Origin of the sequence: Erwinia aphidicola, from assembly GCF_024169515.1 — a bacterium.
Classification (GTDB): Bacteria; Pseudomonadota; Gammaproteobacteria; order Enterobacterales; family Enterobacteriaceae; genus Erwinia; species Erwinia aphidicola.
The window spans coordinates 4,065,011-4,084,841 of sequence record NZ_JAMKCQ010000001.1; the positions used below are offsets into that span (position 1 = coordinate 4,065,011).

Annotated in this window: 19 protein-coding genes; 14 read left to right on the top strand and 5 right to left on the bottom strand. The window is 58.8% G+C overall.

The annotated features are described in order from the left end of the window. Positions 1–3 precede the first annotated feature (3 nt). Both rhaD and rhaM read left to right on the top strand, forming a co-directional pair. Positions 4–846 (top strand): rhamnulose-1-phosphate aldolase, encoded by an 843-nt coding sequence (gene rhaD / locus J2Y91_RS19105; protein ID WP_133623669.1) that lies wholly within the window; start codon positions 4–6, stop codon positions 844–846. Continuing rightward, complete coding sequence (gene rhaM / locus J2Y91_RS19110) at positions 836–1,150, top strand: L-rhamnose mutarotase (RefSeq protein ID WP_133623668.1); 315 nt, start codon at positions 836–838, stop codon at positions 1,148–1,150. The genes rhaD and rhaM overlap by 11 nt, the downstream gene beginning before the upstream one ends. Positions 1,151–1,312: 162 nt before the next feature. On the opposite strand, the gene J2Y91_RS19115 is transcribed toward rhaM, so the two are convergent. Then, positions 1,313–2,497: a sugar transporter gene (locus J2Y91_RS19115; protein WP_133623667.1), complete on the bottom strand. Its 1,185-nt coding sequence runs from the start codon at positions 2,495–2,497 to the stop codon at positions 1,313–1,315. A 244-nt stretch (positions 2,498–2,741) separates the two neighbouring features. Here J2Y91_RS19115 and glsB point away from each other — a divergent pair, with 244 nt between their 5' ends. The 3 genes from glsB (at position 2,742) to J2Y91_RS23015 (ending at position 4,136) form a co-directional block, all read left to right on the top strand. Further along, entirely contained in the window at positions 2,742–3,668 is a 927-nt protein-coding gene (gene glsB / locus J2Y91_RS19120; RefSeq protein WP_133623666.1) for a glutaminase B, read from the top strand. A gap of 175 nt (positions 3,669–3,843) precedes the next feature. Next, complete coding sequence (locus tag J2Y91_RS19125) at positions 3,844–4,020, top strand: hypothetical protein (protein ID WP_166643179.1); 177 nt, start codon at positions 3,844–3,846, stop codon at positions 4,018–4,020. Further along, the gene (locus J2Y91_RS23015; protein WP_263575952.1) at positions 4,014–4,136 is read left to right on the top strand and encodes a hypothetical protein; all 123 of its coding nucleotides are present in this window, start codon (positions 4,014–4,016) and stop codon (positions 4,134–4,136) included. Before J2Y91_RS19125 ends, J2Y91_RS23015 begins: the two co-directional genes overlap by 7 nt. Positions 4,137–4,178: 42 nt before the next feature. Here the strand turns inward: J2Y91_RS23015 and J2Y91_RS19130 are convergent, their stop codons facing one another. Next, positions 4,179–5,597 (bottom strand): MFS transporter, encoded by a 1,419-nt coding sequence (locus J2Y91_RS19130; RefSeq protein ID WP_253539157.1) that lies wholly within the window; start codon positions 5,595–5,597, stop codon positions 4,179–4,181. Positions 5,598–5,714: 117 nt separating this feature from the next. Here J2Y91_RS19130 and J2Y91_RS19135 point away from each other — a divergent pair, with 117 nt between their 5' ends. The 9 genes from J2Y91_RS19135 (at position 5,715) to J2Y91_RS19175 (ending at position 12,825) form a co-directional block, all read left to right on the top strand. Further along, positions 5,715–6,569 carry a helix-turn-helix transcriptional regulator gene (locus J2Y91_RS19135; protein WP_133623664.1) on the top strand — a complete coding sequence of 285 codons (855 nt, stop codon included), beginning with the start codon at positions 5,715–5,717 and terminating at the stop codon, positions 6,567–6,569. A gap of 61 nt (positions 6,570–6,630) precedes the next feature. Continuing rightward, positions 6,631–7,509 carry an NAD(P)-dependent oxidoreductase gene (locus J2Y91_RS19140; protein ID WP_133623663.1) on the top strand — a complete coding sequence of 293 codons (879 nt, stop codon included), beginning with the start codon at positions 6,631–6,633 and terminating at the stop codon, positions 7,507–7,509. 210 nt (positions 7,510–7,719) lie between these two features. Then, entirely contained in the window at positions 7,720–8,181 is a 462-nt protein-coding gene (locus tag J2Y91_RS19145) for an Rrf2 family transcriptional regulator (RefSeq protein WP_048916048.1), read from the top strand. A 251-nt stretch (positions 8,182–8,432) separates the two neighbouring features. Further along, positions 8,433–8,774 carry a helix-turn-helix domain-containing protein gene (locus J2Y91_RS19150; RefSeq protein ID WP_048916049.1) on the top strand — a complete coding sequence of 114 codons (342 nt, stop codon included), beginning with the start codon at positions 8,433–8,435 and terminating at the stop codon, positions 8,772–8,774. Between the two features lie 152 nt (positions 8,775–8,926). Further along, positions 8,927–9,946, top strand: coding sequence for an AI-2E family transporter (locus tag J2Y91_RS19155; RefSeq protein ID WP_048916051.1), 1,020 nt, complete (start codon positions 8,927–8,929; stop codon positions 9,944–9,946). A 48-nt stretch (positions 9,947–9,994) separates the two neighbouring features. Beyond that, the gene (locus J2Y91_RS19160) at positions 9,995–10,960 is read left to right on the top strand and encodes an AEC family transporter (protein ID WP_133623662.1); all 966 of its coding nucleotides are present in this window, start codon (positions 9,995–9,997) and stop codon (positions 10,958–10,960) included. 121 nt (positions 10,961–11,081) lie between these two features. Further along, positions 11,082–11,999, top strand: a complete 918-nt coding sequence (locus J2Y91_RS19165; protein WP_099754734.1) for a sugar ABC transporter substrate-binding protein — start codon at positions 11,082–11,084, stop codon at positions 11,997–11,999. 96 nt (positions 12,000–12,095) lie between these two features. Next, positions 12,096–12,557 carry a ribonuclease domain-containing protein gene (locus J2Y91_RS19170; RefSeq protein ID WP_048916054.1) on the top strand — a complete coding sequence of 154 codons (462 nt, stop codon included), beginning with the start codon at positions 12,096–12,098 and terminating at the stop codon, positions 12,555–12,557. A 1-nt stretch (position 12,558) separates the two neighbouring features. Continuing rightward, a complete protein-coding gene (locus J2Y91_RS19175; RefSeq protein ID WP_048916055.1) occupies positions 12,559–12,825 on the top strand; it encodes a barstar family protein in 267 nt (88 codons plus the stop codon). A gap of 48 nt (positions 12,826–12,873) precedes the next feature. On the opposite strand, the gene J2Y91_RS19180 is transcribed toward J2Y91_RS19175, so the two are convergent. Genes J2Y91_RS19180 through J2Y91_RS19190 form a run of 3 tightly spaced genes read right to left on the bottom strand, consistent with a single transcriptional unit; the run spans position 12,874 to position 19,654 of the window. Continuing rightward, positions 12,874–15,264 carry a virulence factor SrfC family protein gene (locus tag J2Y91_RS19180; protein ID WP_253539159.1) on the bottom strand — a complete coding sequence of 797 codons (2,391 nt, stop codon included), beginning with the start codon at positions 15,262–15,264 and terminating at the stop codon, positions 12,874–12,876. After that, positions 15,261–18,245 (bottom strand): virulence factor SrfB, encoded by a 2,985-nt coding sequence (locus J2Y91_RS19185; RefSeq protein WP_133625075.1) that lies wholly within the window; start codon positions 18,243–18,245, stop codon positions 15,261–15,263. Before J2Y91_RS19185 ends, J2Y91_RS19180 begins: the two co-directional genes overlap by 4 nt. Before the next feature lie 2 nt (positions 18,246–18,247). Then, complete coding sequence (locus J2Y91_RS19190) at positions 18,248–19,654, bottom strand: SrfA family protein (protein ID WP_048916057.1); 1,407 nt, start codon at positions 19,652–19,654, stop codon at positions 18,248–18,250. Between the last annotated feature and the right edge of the window lie 177 nt (positions 19,655–19,831).

Below are 19,831 nucleotides of genomic sequence, written 5' to 3' on the forward strand. Positions count from 1 at the left end.
CAGATGCAACAGATTCTCAACTCCTGGTTTGTCCAGGGCATGGTGAAAGCCACCACCGATATGTGGCTGAAGGGCTGGGATGAACGCAACGGCGGCAACGTGTCGCTGCGCCTGCTGGATGAAGAAGTGCAGCCCTTTGCCGCTGATTTCTACCGCGAGCCACGCACCCTGGAACTGAGCCAGCCCGCGCCTCAGCTGGCGAATGACTGGTTCCTCGTCACCGGCTCCGGCAAGTTTTTCCGCAATGTGCAGCTTGACCCGGCCGACTGCCTGGTGCTGCTGCGCGTCAGCGCCGACGGTCGGGCCTTTACCATTCACTGGGGCCTGAGCAACGGTGGCGTGCCGACCTCTGAGCTGGCTTCCCACTTCCAGTCGCACAGCGTGCGCAAAACCGTCACTCACGGCGCCGACCGCGTGATAATGCACTGTCACGCGACTCACTTTATGGCGCTGAGCTACGTCGTCGATCTCGACTCCGCCAGCTTTACCCGTCTGCTGTGGGAAGGCAGTACCGAATGTCTGGTGGTGTTCCCGGACGGCGTCGGCATCGTGCCGTGGATGGTGCCGGGCACCGACGGTATCGGCACGGCTACCGCCAACAAGATGGAGTCACATACGCTGGTGATGTGGCCTTTCCACGGCATTTTCGGCGCGGGGCCAACCCTTGATGAGACCTTTGGCCTGATCGATACCGCCGAGAAGTCATCCGAAGTGGTGGTTAAAGTGCTGTCGATGGGCGGGATGAAGCAGAGTATTACCACTGAAGAACTGGTGGCACTGGGCGAACGCTTTGGTGTGAAACCCTGGCGCGCAGCGCTGGAAGCGAAGCATAACCATGTTGCGTAAAGCCTTTGTCATGCAGGTACACCCGGATAAGCACCGGGAGTATCAGCAGCGGCATAATCCCATCTGGCCAGAGCTGGCGCAGACGCTGAAGGCGCACGGGGCGCATCACTACAGTATTTTTCTGGATGCACCGCGCAACCTGCTGTTTGCCACGGTGGAGATAGAGTCGGAGGAGCGCTGGAACGCGGTGGCACAAACCGAGGTGTGCCAGCGCTGGTGGCAGTCGATGAGTGAACTGATGCCGTCCAATGCCGACCACAGCCCCGTGAGTGCAGAGTTAAAATCCGTGTTTTATCTCGATTGAACCTGTAGGGGGCGACCTTTTTTTCCGGTCGCCCCGTGCCAATGATTTCCACTGAACGTAATGAAGACCTTTTTTTCCGGTCGCCCCGTGCCAATGATTTCCACTGAACGTGATGAAGACCTTTTTTTCCGGTCGCCCCTTTTTTATTTATTACGCCCGGCTTTACCCATTCAACCGCAGCTGCGGATAACGCTTCATACTCCATGCACACCACAGCAGTGATACCAGGCCAATGGCGCCACCCACATAGCCTACGCTGGCCATATTCAGATGCAGACTCACCTGGTTACCCAGCAGCGCACCGCCGCCGATACCGATATTGTAAATCCCTGACAGCAGCGACATCGCCACGTCGGTAGCATCCGGTGCCAGCGCCAGCACGCGTACCTGCACCGCCAGCCCGATAATCATCATCGCCATGCCCCAGATAATACACAGGGTGGAGATTGCCAGCATATGCGTCGCCGCAAGGTAGAGCGACAGCATGCACAGCGTGATTAACGCGATGGCACCCAGCAGGAAAGTCGCCGGATATTTATTGCCAAACATGCTGAACAGCACGCTGCCGACAATGCCCGCCGCGCCAAAAATCAGCAGCAGGAAGGTGGTAAACCCGGCGCTCAGCGCGGCGACGCCCTGAATAAACGGTTCGATATAGCTGTAAGCGGTGTAGTGCGCCGTCACCGTGACCGCAATCAGGATATACAGCGAAACCAGCGCCGGGCGGCGGAACAGCATCGGCACGCTTTTCAGCGACCCGGTATGTTCACTTGGCAGCTTAGGCAGCAGCTTCATCAGGAGCAGCATGGTAACCAGCGCCACCGCACCAATCACCGCAAAGGTAATGCGCCAGCCCAGCAGCTGACCAATCATGCGGCCAATGGGCAGGCCGAGCACCATCGCCAGCGCGGTGCCGGTTGCCAGCATGCTCAGCGCCTGAGTTTTCTTGCCCGGCGGCGCTACGCGGATCGCCAGCGACGCGGTAATCGACCAGAAAATGGCGTGCGAGAAGGCGATGCCGATACGTGAGATCACCAGCGTATTGAAATCCCAGGCAACGGAAGAGAGCCCGTGGCTGGCAACAAACAGCACAAAAATCACAATCAACAGCAGGCGGCGCTCGACATTACGCGTCAGCAGCATCATTGGCAGCGACATCAGGGCGACCACCCAGGCGTAGATGGTCAGCATCAGCCCGACCTGCGCCGTTTGCATGGAAAAACTGGCGCCAATGTCCGACAGCAGCCCCACCGGCACAAATTCAGTAGTGTTAAAAATAAACGCAGCAATGGCGAGCATCACCACGCGCAGCCATGCGGTCTTGCGGGAAACAGTAGTTGATTGCATTGAGATTAACGCTGTGGTTGAGGAAAGATTACCCGTTACGCCGGGCCACAGAACAAGTCGGGATATTGTCTTTTATTTAGTCGTCAGATGAAATAGAAAACTCAAAATAATTGTAAAGCAGATTATTCAAACAATGTGATCCAGAAGCAATTTTTTTTCGCCTGCGGATATTTGACCTGCGTGCTGTCAGGCGGCAAAATCGCGCGATAATTCAGCCCGTAATAGCGACAGCAGGGGAAGGGTAGTGGAAAGCGTTCTGAATAATGAGTTACTGGCAGACATTGTGCAGCAGGTGCGGCCGTTAATTGGCCAGGGCAAGGTCGCCAGCTATATCCCTGCACTGGCAGAGGTGCCCGCCGACCGGCTTGGCATTGCCGTCTGCATGCTGGACGGCACGGTTTATCAGGCCGGTGACGCGCAGGAGCGTTTCTCCATCCAGTCGATCTCTAAAGTTCTGTCGCTGACGCTGGCCCTGACGCGCTATCAGGACAGCGAAATCTGGCAGCGCGTGGGCAAAGAACCCTCCGGCCAGCCGTTTAATTCGCTGCTGCAGCTGGAGCTGGAGCAGGGCAAACCGCGCAACCCGTTTATCAATGCCGGGGCGTTGGTGGTGTGCGATATGCTGGAAACGCGCCTGACCGCCCCGCGTCAGCGCATGCTGGAAGTGGTGCGCAGCCTGACGCAGGAAGCGGAAATCAGCTATGACCGCCATGTGGCACGCTCTGAATATGAGCATTCGGCGCGCAACGCGGCCATTGCCTGGCTGATGAAGTCGTTTAATAATTTTGCCAACGACGTACCCACCGTGCTGCAAACCTATTTCCACTACTGCTCCATGACCCTGAGCTGCGTTGAGCTGGCGCGCTGCTTCCTCTATCTGGCCAATCACGGGCGCGGATTGGGGCAGGGGGAGGCGCTGCTCACGCCGAAACAGACCCGCCAGATCAATGCGCTGATGGTGACCAGCGGGATGTATGACGGAGCGGGGGAGTTTGCCTGGCGCGTCGGAATGCCGGGGAAATCGGGCGTCGGCGGTGGGATTATCGCGATAGTGCCGGGCGAAATGAGCATCGCCGTCTGGTCGCCAGAGCTGGACAACCAGGGCAACTCGCTGGCCGGTACGGCGATGCTGGAATTACTCTCCGAGCGCATCGGTCGCTCAATTTTCTGACTTTCAGTCACACGGCAGGTCAGTTTACTGGCCTGCCAGAACGCCCCATCAATCAATCACCGCAACTAATTATTGATCCACGTCATTCCCTGTCAGTACACCACCTGGTAATATTTCGCGTAGAAAATTAAATTTACATTTCACGCAGTGATACCTAACCCACCGAGGGTAAATCATGACTATTCAGGCAAAACAGTTAACCCTTAACCATCAGCTGCGTCAGTTTGGCGGGTTGGTCAAACTGGCAATGATCCGCACATCTCCACAACTTATTGAAGTCTGGACCATGAGCGGCAACCGCCTGCGCTTTACACCCACTCAGCGCGTCGAGGCCCAGGTCATCCTATGCTAAACGTTCGCCTGCTGTTGATCGCCACGCTGGTGATGCTGTTAGTGACGGTGTTTTGCGTGCTTAGCCAGCCGTCGGTGACGGTGCATCTTCGCCAGGATATTCGGAAACTGTTGTAAAGATGATGGGTCAGGCGCGCCTGACCCTTTAGCGCGGGCAAATTACCCCGCCTGAACCGCCATCCTGCGCCGGGACATCAGCGCCCGTACCACCAGAGCCAGCATAATCAGCCACTCGGCACCCAGCGCAGCCAGTACCGCATGCTGGTAGTTGCCGTGAGGTTGCAGCACCTGGCTGAACACCGTTCCCAGCACCATCGGACCCAGGCCCAATGCCGCCTGCTGTACCGTGGAGAGCATCGCACTGCCTGAGCCAGCGTGGTCTTTCGGCACTTGCGCCAGACCAATACGGAAGAAGCAGCTGACGATAAACGACTGCCCAAAGCCAATCAGCGCCGTAGCCGGCGCCAGGCTCAGTATGCCCATCTGCTGCCAGCTGCTGTTGAAGGTGATCATCAGCCCGATCAGCCCGGCCATCTGGATCGCGCAGCCGGTCAGCAGCGTCGGCAGTTTACCTATGCGTTCCACCACGCGGGCGGACAGCAGCGAGCCGATAAAGTAGGCCACGCCCAGCGCAATAAAAGTATTGCCCGACTGGAAGGCGCTCATGCCGAGGCCCGACTGCAGCGTCAGCGCCACGACAAACATAAAGCCACTCCAGCAGGAGAAGAACAGCACGGCGATCGACAGACCGAAGCGCACGCCGTGCAGCTGCATCAGCGAGGGCGGTAATAGAGGGGCACCGCCCTGTTGCTCGATGCGTTTTTCCACCTGCCACAGGCGCTTAAGCAGCAGTGGAAAGGCGGCGAGCAGGGCGATGCACGGCCACGACCAGTGGAACAGCGGCCCTAACGCCAGTGCAACCAGCAGGCAGCCAATGGCTCCGGCGAGATAAAAGGTTCCTGCCCAGTCGATGGGGACGCGCTGCTGCTTTTTCGTTTCCGGAATGGTGCGCGGCGCCAGCAGCAGGACCAGCAGGCAGAGCGGGATATTAATCAGGAACACGCTGCGCCAGCCGTAGCCGCCGGGATTAGCATTAATCAGGAAACCGCCCAGTACCTGGCCGATAATAAACGCCATTCCACCGATACCACCGTACAGGCCCAGCGCCCGCGAATGTTCACGACCGTGTAGCGAGACATGCAGCGTGGCGAGGATCTGTGGCACCACCAGCGCCGCGCCAACGCCCTGTAAGGCACGCGCCAGCAGCAGCGTCCAGACGCCGGGGGTGATACCGCACAGCAGGGAGGCAATGCCAAACAGCAGCACGCCGATGCTGAAAATGCGGCGGCGGCCGAAGTTATCCCCCAGGCGGCTGCCCATCGCCAGGCTGACGGCGAAGGCGATACCGTAAATGGCGACAATCAGCTCCAGCTGGATCGGGGTTGCATGTAAGGTGGCGGACATGGCATCCAAAGCCACATTCACGATAGAAAAATCAATCATCGGCAACAGCTGACCCGCTAACAGCACTGTCAGACCGCTGCGGCCGAGAGTGGTGCAATCATAACCGCTTTTCATGGTGTGTAACCCTTGTGTTTAACCGTAACCGGGCATAGCATCAGTGAAATCCGAAACGGGTACCAGTTCTTGATTATACTGGTACCCGCACTACCTGCCTGACTGGAGTCACCCCCGATGAGCGAGACGCCGCTGCCGCTGAGCATCAGCGAAAAAAACCGCCAGCTGCTGGCGACATTTTTACGCAGCCGCCGTGAGAGCATTGATCCGTCGCGACTGGGCATGCCGCATCACCGCTCGCGGCGCACGCCGGGTTTGCGGCGGGAAGAGGTGGCTCAGCTGGCGGATGTTGGCGTGACCTGGTACACCTGGCTGGAGCAGGGGCGCGAGATTAAAGCGTCGCCAAAAACGCTGGCTTCGATTGCGACAGCGTTACAGTGTAACGAAGCGGAAACGCAGCACCTGTTTCGGCTGGCGGGCCATCCCACCCCGGTGATGGCAGCGGCCAAAGCCTGTGCCAAAGTGTCGGCGCACGGGCAGATCCTGCTCGACAGCCTTAACCCGCTGCCGGCTATTATCCAGACGCCGCGCTTCGATATTCTCGGATATAACCCGGCGTGGTGCCGCCTGATGAATGTCGACCTGGAGACTATTCCCGCGGAGGATCGCAACTGTATTCTGCTGGCATTCACCCATCCGCAATGGCGGCAGGCGGTGGCCGATCAGGAACAGCTGATGCCGCATATGGTGGCGCTGTTTCGCACCCAGATGGGAGAGCATCTTGACGATCCGCGCTGGCAGGAGCTGCTGGAACGGTTATTGTCGGAGTCAGATGAGTTTCGCGCCATGTGGCAGCGTTACGAGATCCGCGCCATCGACAACCACGTTAAACGCTTCTATCACCCTGAAGTCGGCATCATCACCCTGCGCCAGAATAACTGGTGGTCCGCACCGCGCAACGGGGATCGCCTGCTGGTGTATATCCCTGATGATGAACAGAGCGCTGCGGCCCTAAAGCGCATTACCGATTGAACTTGTCGGGCTCAGGCGTGCCTGAATCTATCTGAATCGTTAAAAAACAAGGGATCACGCTATGAATCAACTGCCAACGGTTGCGGTACTCGGTCTGGGTGCGATGGGCCATGCCTTCGCTGCCAACCTGTTAAAAAATTCTTTCAGCGTCAGTGCCTGGAACCGCACGCGCTCGCGCGGAGAAGATCTCGAATCCGCCGGGCTAACACTGTGCGACAGCCCGCAGGAAGCGGTGGCCAATGCGGACGTGGTGCTGGTGATGCTGTCCGACGGCGCCACTACGCTGGCGGCCTGCAAACTTATCCTGCCGGCGCTGAAAAATGGCGCGGTGCTGTGTCAGATGGGCACTATCGGCATTGAGGCAACTGAACAGCTGCTGCAAAACATCCAGGCGCAGCGTCCGGATGTGGTCCCGGTCGATGCCCCGGTTTCCGGGACTAAAGCTCCGGCAGAGCAGGGAAAAATTCTGGTACTCGCCAGCGGCGATCGTGGGCGTGCTGCCGCAGTTGAACCGGTGTTTGCTGCCATTTCGAAAGGGGCGAAATGGCTGGGTGAAGCAGGAGCCGGTTCCAGAATGAAGCTGGTGGCTAACGCCTGGCTGGTGTCTATGGTGCAGGGGCTGGCAGAAAGTACGCGTCTGGCCGAGCAGTTAGGTTTCTCGCCGGACGATTTCTGGCAGGTGCTGGATGGCGGCCCGCTGGCTGCGCCCTACGTTAAGGGCAAGCTGGCGATGATTGCAGAAGGGGAGTACCCGGCGCAAATGCAGCTGACGTGGGCGTTAAAGGATGCTCGCCTGGCGCTTGATGCTGCTGGAAACCAGCCGCTGCCGGGCCTCAAGGCGATTGCCACCCAGTGGCAGGGCGCGGTGGATGCCGGTTACGGGGATAAAGACCTGTCGGTGGTGTATCGCTATTTGCAGGACGGCGCTAAAAAAGCCTGAGCAGACTTAAGGCACTTGCGGGTGCCTGTTAATAAAGCCCCGTAAATCATCATGATATCGCCAATAGCCCATATCGCTTAGTGGGTGGCTTCAAAAATGCAACAATGTTTGTTATATTATCGAAATAGTGTTTTTATATTTGACTGATTTTTAATGCTTTTATTACCGTTATTCATCCGCAGATGAACAGCAAAAAGCAAGGATCACATCATGCTTGATATTCGTTTTCCTACCGCCCTGCAGATGGTGTTATGCATTGCCAAGGCGGATCGCGAAGGGCTTCGCTGCACCAGCAAAATTCTGGCTGATGGTCTTAAGGCCAACCCGAGTTTTGTGCGCAAAATGATGGTGCCGCTGACCCGCGACGGTATTATTGTCTCTACGCTGGGGCGCTGTGGCACCACGCGGCTGGGCCGCCCGGCAGAAGAGATCACCCTGTGTGATATCTACACTTCGGTGATTGAAGATAAGCCGCTGATGGCGGGGCGCCCGGAAGTGGAGCCATGCTGTGTGGTGAGCGCCAATGCCTGCTGGTACTTTAAACAGCTGGCGAAAGAGGCTGAACAGGCCTCGCTGGACGTGCTGGCTAAACGCACCGTAGCCGATGCTCTGCATGACATTCTGCAACGCAGCGAAGTGAGCGAACCAGAACCGCAGCGCTGCGCCTCCTGATTTAACTCCCTGACTCATCCTTCCCGAATCCTGTTGGGGTGACCCGTTTACTGGTCGCCCCTGAGTTCTGCCAGATCGCACTTATTCCTAAATTTAATGCAACAATAAAACTTGCATTATAGCCGTTCCTGTCTTAACTTTATTAAGTGCATTCGTCAAAGTTACCTTTTACACCTGACAGTGAGACAGGTCAAGGCAACGCAAAGATCGATAAAAAAACCGCGTCAAAAAACAGAATCAGGGGAACACCGATGAGCCATGATGATTTTATTAGCGATCTGGTTAAGTGGATCGACACTCACATTGAAGGGAAGATGGATTTAGACACCGTGGCCACGCGCGCCGGCTACTCGAAATGGCACCTGCAGCGCATGTTCAAACAGCATACTGGCTATGCCCTTGGTGAATATATCCGTGAACGCCGTCTGAAAAAATCCGCTGAACGCCTCGCACGGGGCGGTGAGCCGATTCTGGATGTGGCGATCAGTTTTGGTTTTGACTCCCAGCAGTCCTTTAACCGCAGCTTCAAGCGCCAGTTCGGCCAGTCGCCGGGCGCATGGCGCCGCCAGGTGCAGATTGCTGCACATGCCTGACAGATTGGGCCGTGGGAAAACCCCTTCGGCCCTGTGTTTTTGTTGCCACAATTCCTCTTCGCTTTAACTCCCGTTTATTCAGCCCAACCTTAGCAGGGCATAGTATACTGTCTGAATTCGCTTCATTTTTTTCCTTTAAGACAGGACTTGTCATGGAAATACGGAATGTTAATCGGTCGCAGCTCTGTCAGGCCGCCAGTTATGGCCTGATTTTTATCGCGCTGTTCGCCATCTTCCCCCTGCGTTTACTGCCCTGTTTTCTCGCCGGGTTTATCGTCTATGAAACTATCCTGGCCCTGACTCCGCTGGTTGAGCGGCTAGTGAAAGGGCAGATAGCCCGCTGGATCAGCATCCTGTTCCTCAGCGTGGTGGTTATCCTCGCGCTGGTGACCGGCATCACCAAACTGATTGGCTTCCTGCTGCACGATTTCCAGAACCCCGCCGCTTTCCACGCTACCGCCACCAAGCTGCTTGAAGATGCCCAGCGCACGCTGTCCCCGGTGATCGTGCGCTATCTGCCCTCGGACATCGACGAGCTGCAAAATCAGGTCGTCACCTGGCTGCGTGAGCATCTGGTGGTGGTGCAAACCTTTGGCCGCACGGCGGCGCATACCTTTGCCACCATGCTGATCGGCATGCTGCTGGGGGCGATTATCTCGCTGCGTAACAGTAGCGGCCAGCGCCCGGAAGCGCCGCTGAAGCAGGCGATGCTTGACCGCCTGACTACGCTGGCTGCCGCCTTCCACAACGTGGTGTTTGCGCAGATCAAAGTCTCGCTGGTGAATACCGTGCTGACCTGCGGTTTCCTGTTTGGCATCCTGCCGCTGTTCGGGCTGCATTTCCCGTTTGCCAAAACCGTGGTAGTGCTGACCTTTATCGCCGGGCTGCTGCCGATTATTGGTAACCTGATTTCCAATACGGTGATTGTGCTGATCGGTCTCTCGATTTCGCTGGAAGCGGCGCTGATCGCCCTGATTTACCTGATCCTGATCCACAAGCTGGAATACTTCATTAATGCGCGCATCTTTGGCAGCCGCATCAGCGCCAAGACCTGGGAGATCCTGCTGGCGATGCTGGTGTTTGAATCCGCTTTTGGGCTGGCTGGCGTGGTGGCTGCGCCGGTTTATTACGCCTATCTGAAAGCTGAACTGCGTATCGCTCATCTGATTTAATCCTGAACCATTTCGGCCGGATGCTTCCGGCCGCGAGACGGAGTTTTCATGCCGCTGATAGCCACGCTGCTGCACCAGATACTGATTGCCATGCCGCTGTTTGTCCTGATTGCACTGGGCTGGCTGCTGGTGCGCTGGCGTCACTGGCCGGAAAGCATTACCGAAGCAATTAACCGCCTGGTGTTTCGCGTCGCGCTTCCGGCGATGCTGTTCCGCCTGATGTGCGACTTCAGTAAGGGCCCGCCGGTTGATGGCCGCCTGCTGATTGCCTTTTTCGGCGGCTGCCTGCTGGTGTTCGCACTGGGTAGGGTAGTTGCTTCACGCCTGTTTAAGCTTGATGGCATTGCCGGTTCAGTATTCGCGCTGGGCGGAATTTTTTCCAATAATGTGCTGCTCGGCTTGCCCATTGCCCGCGTCATGCTGGGGGATGCGGCTATCCCATCGGTTGCGCTGGTGCTGGTGTTCAACGGCCTGATCCTGTGGACGCTGGCAACGGTTTCGGTAGAGTGGTTTAAGCACGGCGCGCTGAATCTCAAAGGCTTTGGTAATACCGCGAAAAGCGTGCTTAAAAATCCGCTGATTATCGGCATCCTTTCCGGCACCGCGTTTAGCCTGAGCGGGCTGCCGCTGCCGCAAATGGTTGACCAGCCTGTCACCATGCTCGGCCAGATCGCCGTGCCGCTGGCGCTGGTCGCGCTGGGGATGAGCCTGGCCGGCTACCGCATCAAAGAAGGGCTGGCCATCAGCTACGCGCTAAGCACCATCAAGCTGATTGTCCAGCCGCTGGTAGTCTGGGGGCTGGCATGGGCGATCGGGCTGCCGCCGCTGGAGAGCAAAGTGGTGGTGCTGCTGGCTTCGATGTCGGTCGGGGTCAATGTCTACCTGATGTCGCAGCAGTTCAACGCGCTGACCGGCCCGGCGGCTACCAGCATGCTGCTCACCACGCTGTTTTCCGCGCTGACCACGCCGCTGTTTATGCTGTTGATGGAGCTGGCCTATCACGGCAAAGCGTGATGGATGTTACGGAATCGTTAAAATCAGATTGCATTCAAACCGTTCATTTCATTAACCTCCAAATGCGGTTGTGATGTTTCATTTTATCCACCGCAGTCACCTTTGCCTCTGGAGAATAATAATGAAACATTTTAAAAAACTGCTGCTGGTGGCCGCGTTAAGCTGCTCCGCTTCCTCACTGGCCGAAACCATTGGCGTGTCGATGGCCTATTTCGACCAGAACTTTCTTACCATTATCCGCCAGGCGATTGATAAAGAGGCCAAAGAGCGCGGCATCAAGGTGCAGTTTGAGGACGCGCGCGGCGATGTCGGGCGCCAGACCGACCAGGTGCAGAGTTTTATCAGCGCCGGGGTGGATGCGATCATTGTTGATCCGGTCAATTCAGCCGGAACTCCCGTTATGACCCGGCTGGTTACCCAGGCTAAAATCCCGCTGGTCTATGTTAACCGTACGCCGGGCGACCCGAAACTGCCACCGGGCGTGGTGTTTGTCGGCTCCGATGAGAAGCAGTCGGGTACTTTGCAGATGGAACAGCTGGCAAAACTCGCCAACTATCAGGGCAAAGTTGGCATTATGATCGGTAACCTGACCGATGCCGGGGCACTGCAGCGCACCAAAGACGTTGAGCAGGTGGTCGCAAAGTACCCGAAAATGAAAGTTGTGCAGAAGCAGACGGCGAACTATTCACGTAGCGAGGGCATGGACCTGATGCTCAGCTGGCTGAGCAACGGCGAAGAGATTGATATCGTCGCCGCCAACAATGATGAAATGGCGATTGGCGCTGCGATGGCGCTGCAGCAGTCAGGCATTAAACAGAATAAAGTGCTGGTTGGCGGCATTGATGCCACGCCGGATGGTCTGAAAGCGCTGGCCAGCGGCAAGATGCAGGTCACCGTATTTCAGGACGCTGTTGGCCAGGGCAAAGCCTCGGTAGATGTCGCCCAGCGTATGATCAAAGGCGAAAAGCTGGATTCTTACCACTGGATCCCCTTCGAGCTGGTGACGCCGGAAAACATGAAGCAGTACGAGAATAAATAGCCATAACGGCAAAATCTGGCGGGAATAGCGCAGCTGCTGGCTTTCTCGCCACGCTTTTCTCTACGCCCCACATCCTGGCTTTGCTAAACTACGCCCATGAACAAAAAACTTCTTATTGCCGCGATCTTCGCGATTGCCGCCGCGGCGGCCGGGCTGCATCATCCGGCGAAACCGCCGACTTCATCAACACAATCCACTCCGACTGCGCGTCAGGGTGCCAACGATATCAGTACGCTTACCGCTCAGCAGCGAGTGGCGGACTATCTGCAACAGCATCAGCGGCTGCCGGACTACTACCTGCGCAAAGGTGAGGCGCGTAAACTGGGCTGGGACCCGTCAAAAGGTAACCTGTGCAACGTGCTGCCGGGGCGGGCCATCGGTGGCGATCGCTTCAGCAACCGCGAAGGGGGGCTGCCAGATAAAGCAGGGCGCCGCTGGTTCGAAGCCGACGTCAATTATCAGTGCGGGCGGCGCGGCAGCGATCGCATGCTCTACTCGAGCGATGGCCTGATTTACGTGACGAGCGACCATTACCGCCATTTTCAGCAGGTAAATTAATATGCAACTGGTGAGTTTTGACTTACAGCAGGTGGAAGATCGCGCCGACTTTTATCGTCAGTTCGCCGCCCGATTTGCGTTGAGCGAGTTCGGCAGTAATCTCGATGCCTTATGGGATGTGCTGACCGCTGGCGTGGCGCTGCCGTTGAGGATCACTCTGCGGCATCTGCACAGGCATCCTCAGCAGGCGGAACTGCAGGGCATCATTGAGGTGATGCAGGAAGCCGAACAGGAAACGGGCGGCGCATTTAGCGTACGGGTTTATTGAGCTTCTCCGGGTCGACCGAAAAAAAAGGTCGACCCCTACGCGAAATCATTATCGGCGGATCACGCTCAAAATCTTCGCCAGCCTTTCACGCTCTTCGCCGCTGATTTCGCGCGATGCCGCATACCCGGCATTCTGCACTATCATCTCATTCAGCCCCACCAGCCAGTCGTAGATATAAAACGCGGCGTGGTTATTTGGCTTCAGCGCCAGACGCGTCAGGCGCTGACCGGGCCCCAAATTAACCGTCTGTGCTTCCGGCTTGGCGAAAATCTTCTGCCCGCGATTGATGCGGCTGTCCGGGCGCTGCGCTTCCGGCAACTGCTGGAACCCCAGCCAGGCGACGAAATCACCCAGCACGCTCAGCGCACGCGACACCTGACGATCGGCGATCTGCTCAGCGGGCAGGCCCGCCGCATCGCTGTCGGCCAGAATGCGCAGCAGCGCCGCTTCAATCTCCTGGCGTACGCTGGCGGTGATCAGCTCTTCGGTCAGCATCTCCAGCGTCGGTTTGGTCACGCCAAGCAGCTCCAGCAGCGGGCCGTTATCCGGCAGCAGGCGTAGCTGATTGATCCAGTGGCGATAGACGTTCTGGGAAAATTCGGCTTCCTGATCCACCACCGGCGCGCTGTGATAGCTGGTCTGTACCGCCGTCAGCGGCTCATCGCTCAGCAGATCGATAGTCATACCAATGCCAAACGGATCGTCCTCGGAGATGCTGTACTCGTCAGCGGCAGTTCGCTCACTGCGCTGATACTGGCGCTGCAGGAACAGGTGACGCAGGGTATCGCGCACCGGCACCAGGCGCTCCAGCAGTTCGCCGTGCACGCCGGTGCGGGTCTGAAGCGCTTTCAGCAGCGTTTCGGCGGTGCGCAGGCGCTCGGCCGGATCTTCACCTTCCGCCGCCTGATACCAGCGCCCGAGCAGGTTTTCACTCAGCTCGCGCTGGATCTCGGCGCGGCAGGCGGCAATGCGCTCCAGCTTGCTGTCACGACGCACTTCATTGACCAGGTACCCGGCCATACGCTGCACGCCTTTTTCATCCATCGCCAGCATGGCACCCCAGGCATCGCCCGGATTGCCCACGTAGCGCTGCACTGCCGCATCGTGGTTGTGGCCGTGGGTAATGCGTTGATCAAACGGCGTCATCGCCCAGATCAGCCCAGGCTTGCGGCCGCTGCGCTGCACGCTGGTTTCGCCCTGAGTTTGCTTCACCCAGAAGTCGAGCAGGCGGCCAACGTGGCGCGTTTCATTACGGTGTGCCGACGCGCTGCACACCAGCAGATGAGTGACATCCTGCTGTACCGCCGCACGCTGCAGCAGGAATGGGCGCCGCGCCTGCAGGAAGCTCAGCGCCAGCGCATGCTGATCGTCGTCCGGCAGCACCGGCAGGCTGACAAAACCAGGGTAATCGAGCAGGTCGACTTCGCTAAACAGCTCCTCGCGCGGCGCGCTGTAGAGCGGCAGCAGTACTTCGCGGCTTAGCAGCGTCAGTTCTGCCAGCGCCACGCTGACCGGGGCCAGAGAACGGCCACCGTGGCGCGGTACCACCTGCAGCGTCAAATCGACGGTGGCATTAAACTGGCTGACGCCGGAGCTGTTAAGCAGGCTGTACGAGGGTTCGTCCAGCACGCTGAGCGGGGCCAGAACGTCGCCCACGCAGGAGAGGTGGTGCAGCACGTGCGCCAGCTGGCGATACAGTGCCGTCAGCTGGCGATCCTCGCCCCACAACAGGGAGAACAGGCGGGCGCGGTCGTCCACGCCGAGGAACGGAGCCTGCTCCACCGCCTGCGGCCAGAAATGGCTCTCCAGCGCGCTGTTGCGCGCCAGGCTGAAATGCAGGGCATCCCACAGTGCCACCATCTGATGACGGTTGATGCCGTCAACCGCTTCCGGCTGGCGGTACATCGCCACGTTCTGCATTTTCTCGCCAAGCTGCGATTCATCAAAGGTGACAGTGTCACCCACGCGCTGCGCATACTGGAGCGCCAGCACCGCAACCAGCTCGCTTTCACTGAGCAGAGTGAGCTGCACCGGCCAGCTGCTGTCGCTGCTCTGCTGCTGACCGCTGAAGCGTAATACCAGATTACTGGTGTGCTGCTGCGGGTTAAGCTGGCCGGCATAATCCAGCACGCTATTGCCAAATGCGCACTCCAGGCGGCCCTTGTCGCTGGCAGCCAGGGCGCCAATCAGATAAGACTTGCCCGCCTGCGCCAGACCGAACAGGCCTATTGCCGGGTTGATCGGCGTGTTGCGGGCCAGTACGCTGGCCTTGTTGTGCTGGCGCAGCAGTTTGACCGCCAGGCGATCTGCTTCCATATTCAGGCGCGGCGCCTGCTGGCGGTTATCCTCCAGCCACTCCAGCGCCTGCTCAATACCCTGCGTCAGAGCATCACGTTTTTTGTTCGCCTGGGCGGTGAGGATCTTATTTAACGATTTCATTTCTTGTAGACGCTCCCGCTGTCAATCCAGTAATGCGCCATGCCCGATCCGCTGCTGGCAAGGGTGTTGAGGCGCAGACGCAGATGTTCAAGCGGCACCTGGCTGCCGTCATCAAGCGTCGCATCGGCAATATCAAAACGCTCCGGTCCGAACTCGCCAAACGGGCGGCTGACCGCCAGCTTAATGCGCAGCACTTTATCCCCGGCTACGCTGCGCGCCAGCTGCGAATCGACAATCGTCAGGGTATACAGCGGTGACGCAGGCCAGCGGTCATTGTCCAGCTGGCGGAACCCTAAGGTTAACGCGCCGCGCACCTGGAATCGGCTACGCACTTCCAGATTAAAGTTCTGCTGGTCGAGGTCAATATCGCTGTACCAGACGTTATCCGCCGTCAGCGCGCCGGTGCCGTCGAGCATCCCGAGATAGCGAATGGTCGAGTACGGCTGGAAGTCCCCGGCCTTGAACCAGAAGTTCGCCAGGCGCAGGTCCAGCGACAGCAGGCACAGCATCGCGCCGACCGCGGCGGTAGATTTCGGGTTCTCGATTTTTCCCTGCTTGTTGAACGGATACCAGTCATTGGTGTGATAGCCGTCCAGTGAAACAATGCGGCTCACCGGCAGCGGTTGCAGGTGGCGGAACAGCGCCTGCACGCCGGGGAAGCGTGAAGGGCGGCCGGTCAGCAGCAGCACATCGCAGTCGTATACCGCCACCACTTCCGACATTGAGCGCAGGCTGTGGGTAATGTTCATGCGCGGCGAGAGGAACTCAGCGTGCAGCTTGCTGAGGCGCACAATCAGCGCCACATCGAGAATATCGAAGGCAGCCGCATCGCCCGGCAGCTCGCGCTGGATCTCGCGGTTAATATAGTCCAGCAGTTTGCTGGTCGGCGCCTGCGCCAGCAGCTCACCAAAGCGGGCATCAATCTCTGCCGTCAGGTCAAGCGGGTCGAAGGTTTCATAGGCTTCCAGCACCGCCTGGCCCAGCGGGATAAACAGCTGCAGCGTCACCTGCTGGCGCAGGGTTGAGTGCCCGTCAAGGCGGCCTTCATGACCGAACAGGCGCGTCATGACCGCTTCAGGGTTGACCATGCCAGCCTGCTTAAAGGCCGCCTGCAGCGCGGGCAGTACGTACAGCTGAATGACGTCGAGCAGGATATCGTCGCCCGCCAGCTTAAAGCCCTCGCGGAACAGCAGGCGCGGCATAATTTTTACGTTATTCCCTACGCCGTCATCGAGGCGATATTGAGTAATTGCCAGGTCGGTGGTGCCGCCGCCAATGTCGATGGAGGCGATGCGCAGCGTCTTGCCCGCCGGTTCATCGGCAGCACGGGCGCGGTCGGGGCGTACCATGCTGGCGAAGAAGGCTTCAGCACGGCCACCAAAGTTGACCTGGGTTTCGTTATAGAGATAAACCATCTGGCCGCAGGTGGCTTCATCCCACTCCATCTGCACCTCCGGCACCGGCACGCTGCTTTTGGCTTTATCCTCGGCGCGGGTGAAATCGTCATCCGCCGGGTGCCAGCCCATGGCTTTCCACACCAGCGCAATGGCCTCCAGCATGCGGCGGCGGAAGATCTCACGCTCCGGCTTCGGCATGGCGGAAGGCAGGGTGAGAATGATATTACGCAGCTGGCGCGGGGCGCTGCTGTGCAGCATTTTCTGGCGCTGCATCGGGCTGTTCATCTGCAACAGCGCCTGCGCCAGAAGCTCGGACAGCATCAGGCTCATCACCGAGCTGCGGCTGTAGTGCGGGGAGAACACCGGCAGGCGCTCATCCAGCGGTATGCTGTACAGCGGCTGGCCTTCATCATTAATCAGGTAGGTCAGCGGCAGCGCGGTCGCCAGCGGTTCCTGCTGCTGATTGCCCGGGGTACGGCTGAAGCGCCAGCCCGGCGTGTAGCTCTCTTCATCCCACAGGTAGCGGCGCGGGCTGGAGAGCCCGGTAGCACCCTCGGTGCCGAGGCGCTGCAGCGCCAGATTGCCGGCTTCGCGCCCGACGCGGACGATCGAAGGCCAGGTAAACGCCTCATCGCGGCCGCTTTCCAGCGAGAAATTCTGCTTGCCGAAGCTGGCCTGGGCGAACTCGACGCGGCTTTCAAACAGTTCGTTATACAGCGCATGGGGATGGCTGAGATTACGCATCTGTAGTTCGTAGGTGTGCTTCAGGCCCTGGTGATCGTCAACGTGATCTTCCACCATAATGCCGCAGGTGTGAGAGTTACCGACGTCGAGGATCAGATCCACGGCAATAGCCGGCTCCTGCAGCGTCGCTGCGCTGATTTTCAGCTCCGGCACTGACAGCTGCTCGCCGAGCATATGCAGGACGTTGAGATAGTGCGCCTGATACTCAAACTCGCGCAGGGCGGCTTTAATATTGACCTGCGGGCGCTGTTCAAGGGTGGAGGCGCTGTCGCTAAATACTTCGCGCAGCCAGCCGTCAATCCAGGTGTGGTCAAGGAACTCGCCCAGCTCGTCGCTGCGGTGGGCCAGCGCGAAATTGACGCCGTTCTTCACATCATTTTCATTCAGCGCCAGCGACTCATCTTCGCCATCGGCCCAGACTTTGGTGTCAAACGCCAGCACGATGCGGTGGGTATGGCCGCTGGCATCCGGTTTATCCAGCGCCACCACCTGGACGCGCGCCCAGTTATCCGGGCCGCCGATAAAGGTGCGCGGCGGGTTGAAGCGGAAGAACGGCAGCGGCAGCCACTGGCCGCACAGCAGGCTGAGCGACTGCGCCAGCGGGAAACTGAACTCCGGCTTGACCACTTCGGCTGGGGTGCCCGCCGCCTGCGGCAGCAGGTACTTGGCGCTGGGCGCGTGATAGTTCAGGCGCAGCAGCGGGCCATTCGCGGTCTGGCGGACAAATTTACCCGGCCAGTCGTTGTTCAGGTCCGGCGTCAGCGCAAAGTCGAGGAACTGGATACCACTGTTCTGGACCAGCGTCATATTGGGTTTGAAATCAGCAATCGTCGCCAGCATCATTATTTACTCTCACGCTTCATGGTCATCGGCAGCACCGTGTCGGCATTGTAGCTGCCGCTGCACTCGGCAGGCCCGCTCAGGCCCTGTTTACACACCAGTTCCGGCATCTGATAGCGCGAACCATCGCTGCATCGCGCTTTCGTGCGGCTGTTAATCACCAGGTTGCCGGAGGACATCAGCCCGGCGAATACCTCGACCTTACAGCTAACGCCGTCGCCCTGGGTGATCCGCGCCGTCCCTTTGCCATTTTTCAGCTGATATTTCAGCATCGGCGGGGTGCCGGTCGGCAGATTTTTCTGCACCAGTACGCGCCAGTTACCGTTAAGGAATTTGGTCGAGCCAATTTTGACCGCATCGGCAGGCAGCACCAGATCGTCTTTCGCCACCGGGCGCGCGTCTGCGACAGCTTCCACCGCCGGTTCAGCCGCGGTCGCTGCTGCCGGGGCCGCAGCGGGTGTAACGGCAGCCGGGGCGATAATCGCCGGTGCCAGTGGCAGAGTAGGTGCAGCAGCCGGAGCGACCGGTGCGGCTGGCGCATTCGCAGCTTGCGGTGCGGCAGGCTCGGGCTGTGCGGCGGGTTCAGGCGCTTTCACCTCTTCAGGCGCTTTATCGCTACAGCTTTTCAGCTGCACGCCAAAGGCAATCAGCAGCACCACGGCCGGAACAACCCAGCTGTAGCGCAGCCAGGCTTTCATCGGTGGTTTTGCCGCAGGCGTAGCGGGGACCGCCGGGGCCGGCTCAGGTGCGATTGCCTCCGGCTCGTCAATAATTTCCAACGGCGGAATAGTGGGCATCACTCGCGGCGCGGCGGCGGGTTCAGGGGTAATCAGCGGAGCAATCACCGGCGAGACCGTAGCCGCAGCGGGTGCAGGGGCTGCCGCGACGGGCGCAAGGCGCGACAGGCCGAGCTGCGGCTCATCATCTTCCACTGCGCGCAGGCAGTCGAAAGCGTCCTGGCGGGATTTTTTATCCAGGCTGACAAAGCCCCAGAAGGTGATCACCGGCTTGCCGCCCACCAGGTAGACATAGTTCTGGTCGGGGAACTGTAACGCCTTGCTCAGCAGGGCGCCGAACAGCTTCTGGCTCGGCTTATCGGACTGCTGGGCGCGGTCGCTAATCTCTGCCAGCGTGCTCTGGCAGGCGAGCAGGTCATTCAGCGCTGCCTTGCGTGCGCTGTTGCTGGCGGCGGCCCACGAACTGACTTTGCCATTCACCGGCGAGTACCAGTCCAGGCGGTCGCCCGCGTCGTTAGGCTGCGGGATCGCCAGGCAGTCGGCCAGCGCAGACTGTTTTCTCAGGCGCAGGGTTTCGCGCAGTTGCAGAGCGGAGAGATAGACCGGTTGCCCGTTCTCCCCCAGAGCGAGCACAGCATCAAGATTGCCACTGCGTAAGAAGATTTTTGCCACGCAAAAGACCTTATAGTCAGAGTTCGGAAGAAAAAAGCGTGTGTAATCAGAATATTTTAACGCTTTGCGACTTAAATCAAATGCGCAAATAAGCGGTGAAACGCAACAGTACTCAGGCTATAGCCGGGCAGGAGCTTGATATCCGGGAGAATGAAATGGCGAAATGTGACACGGGTA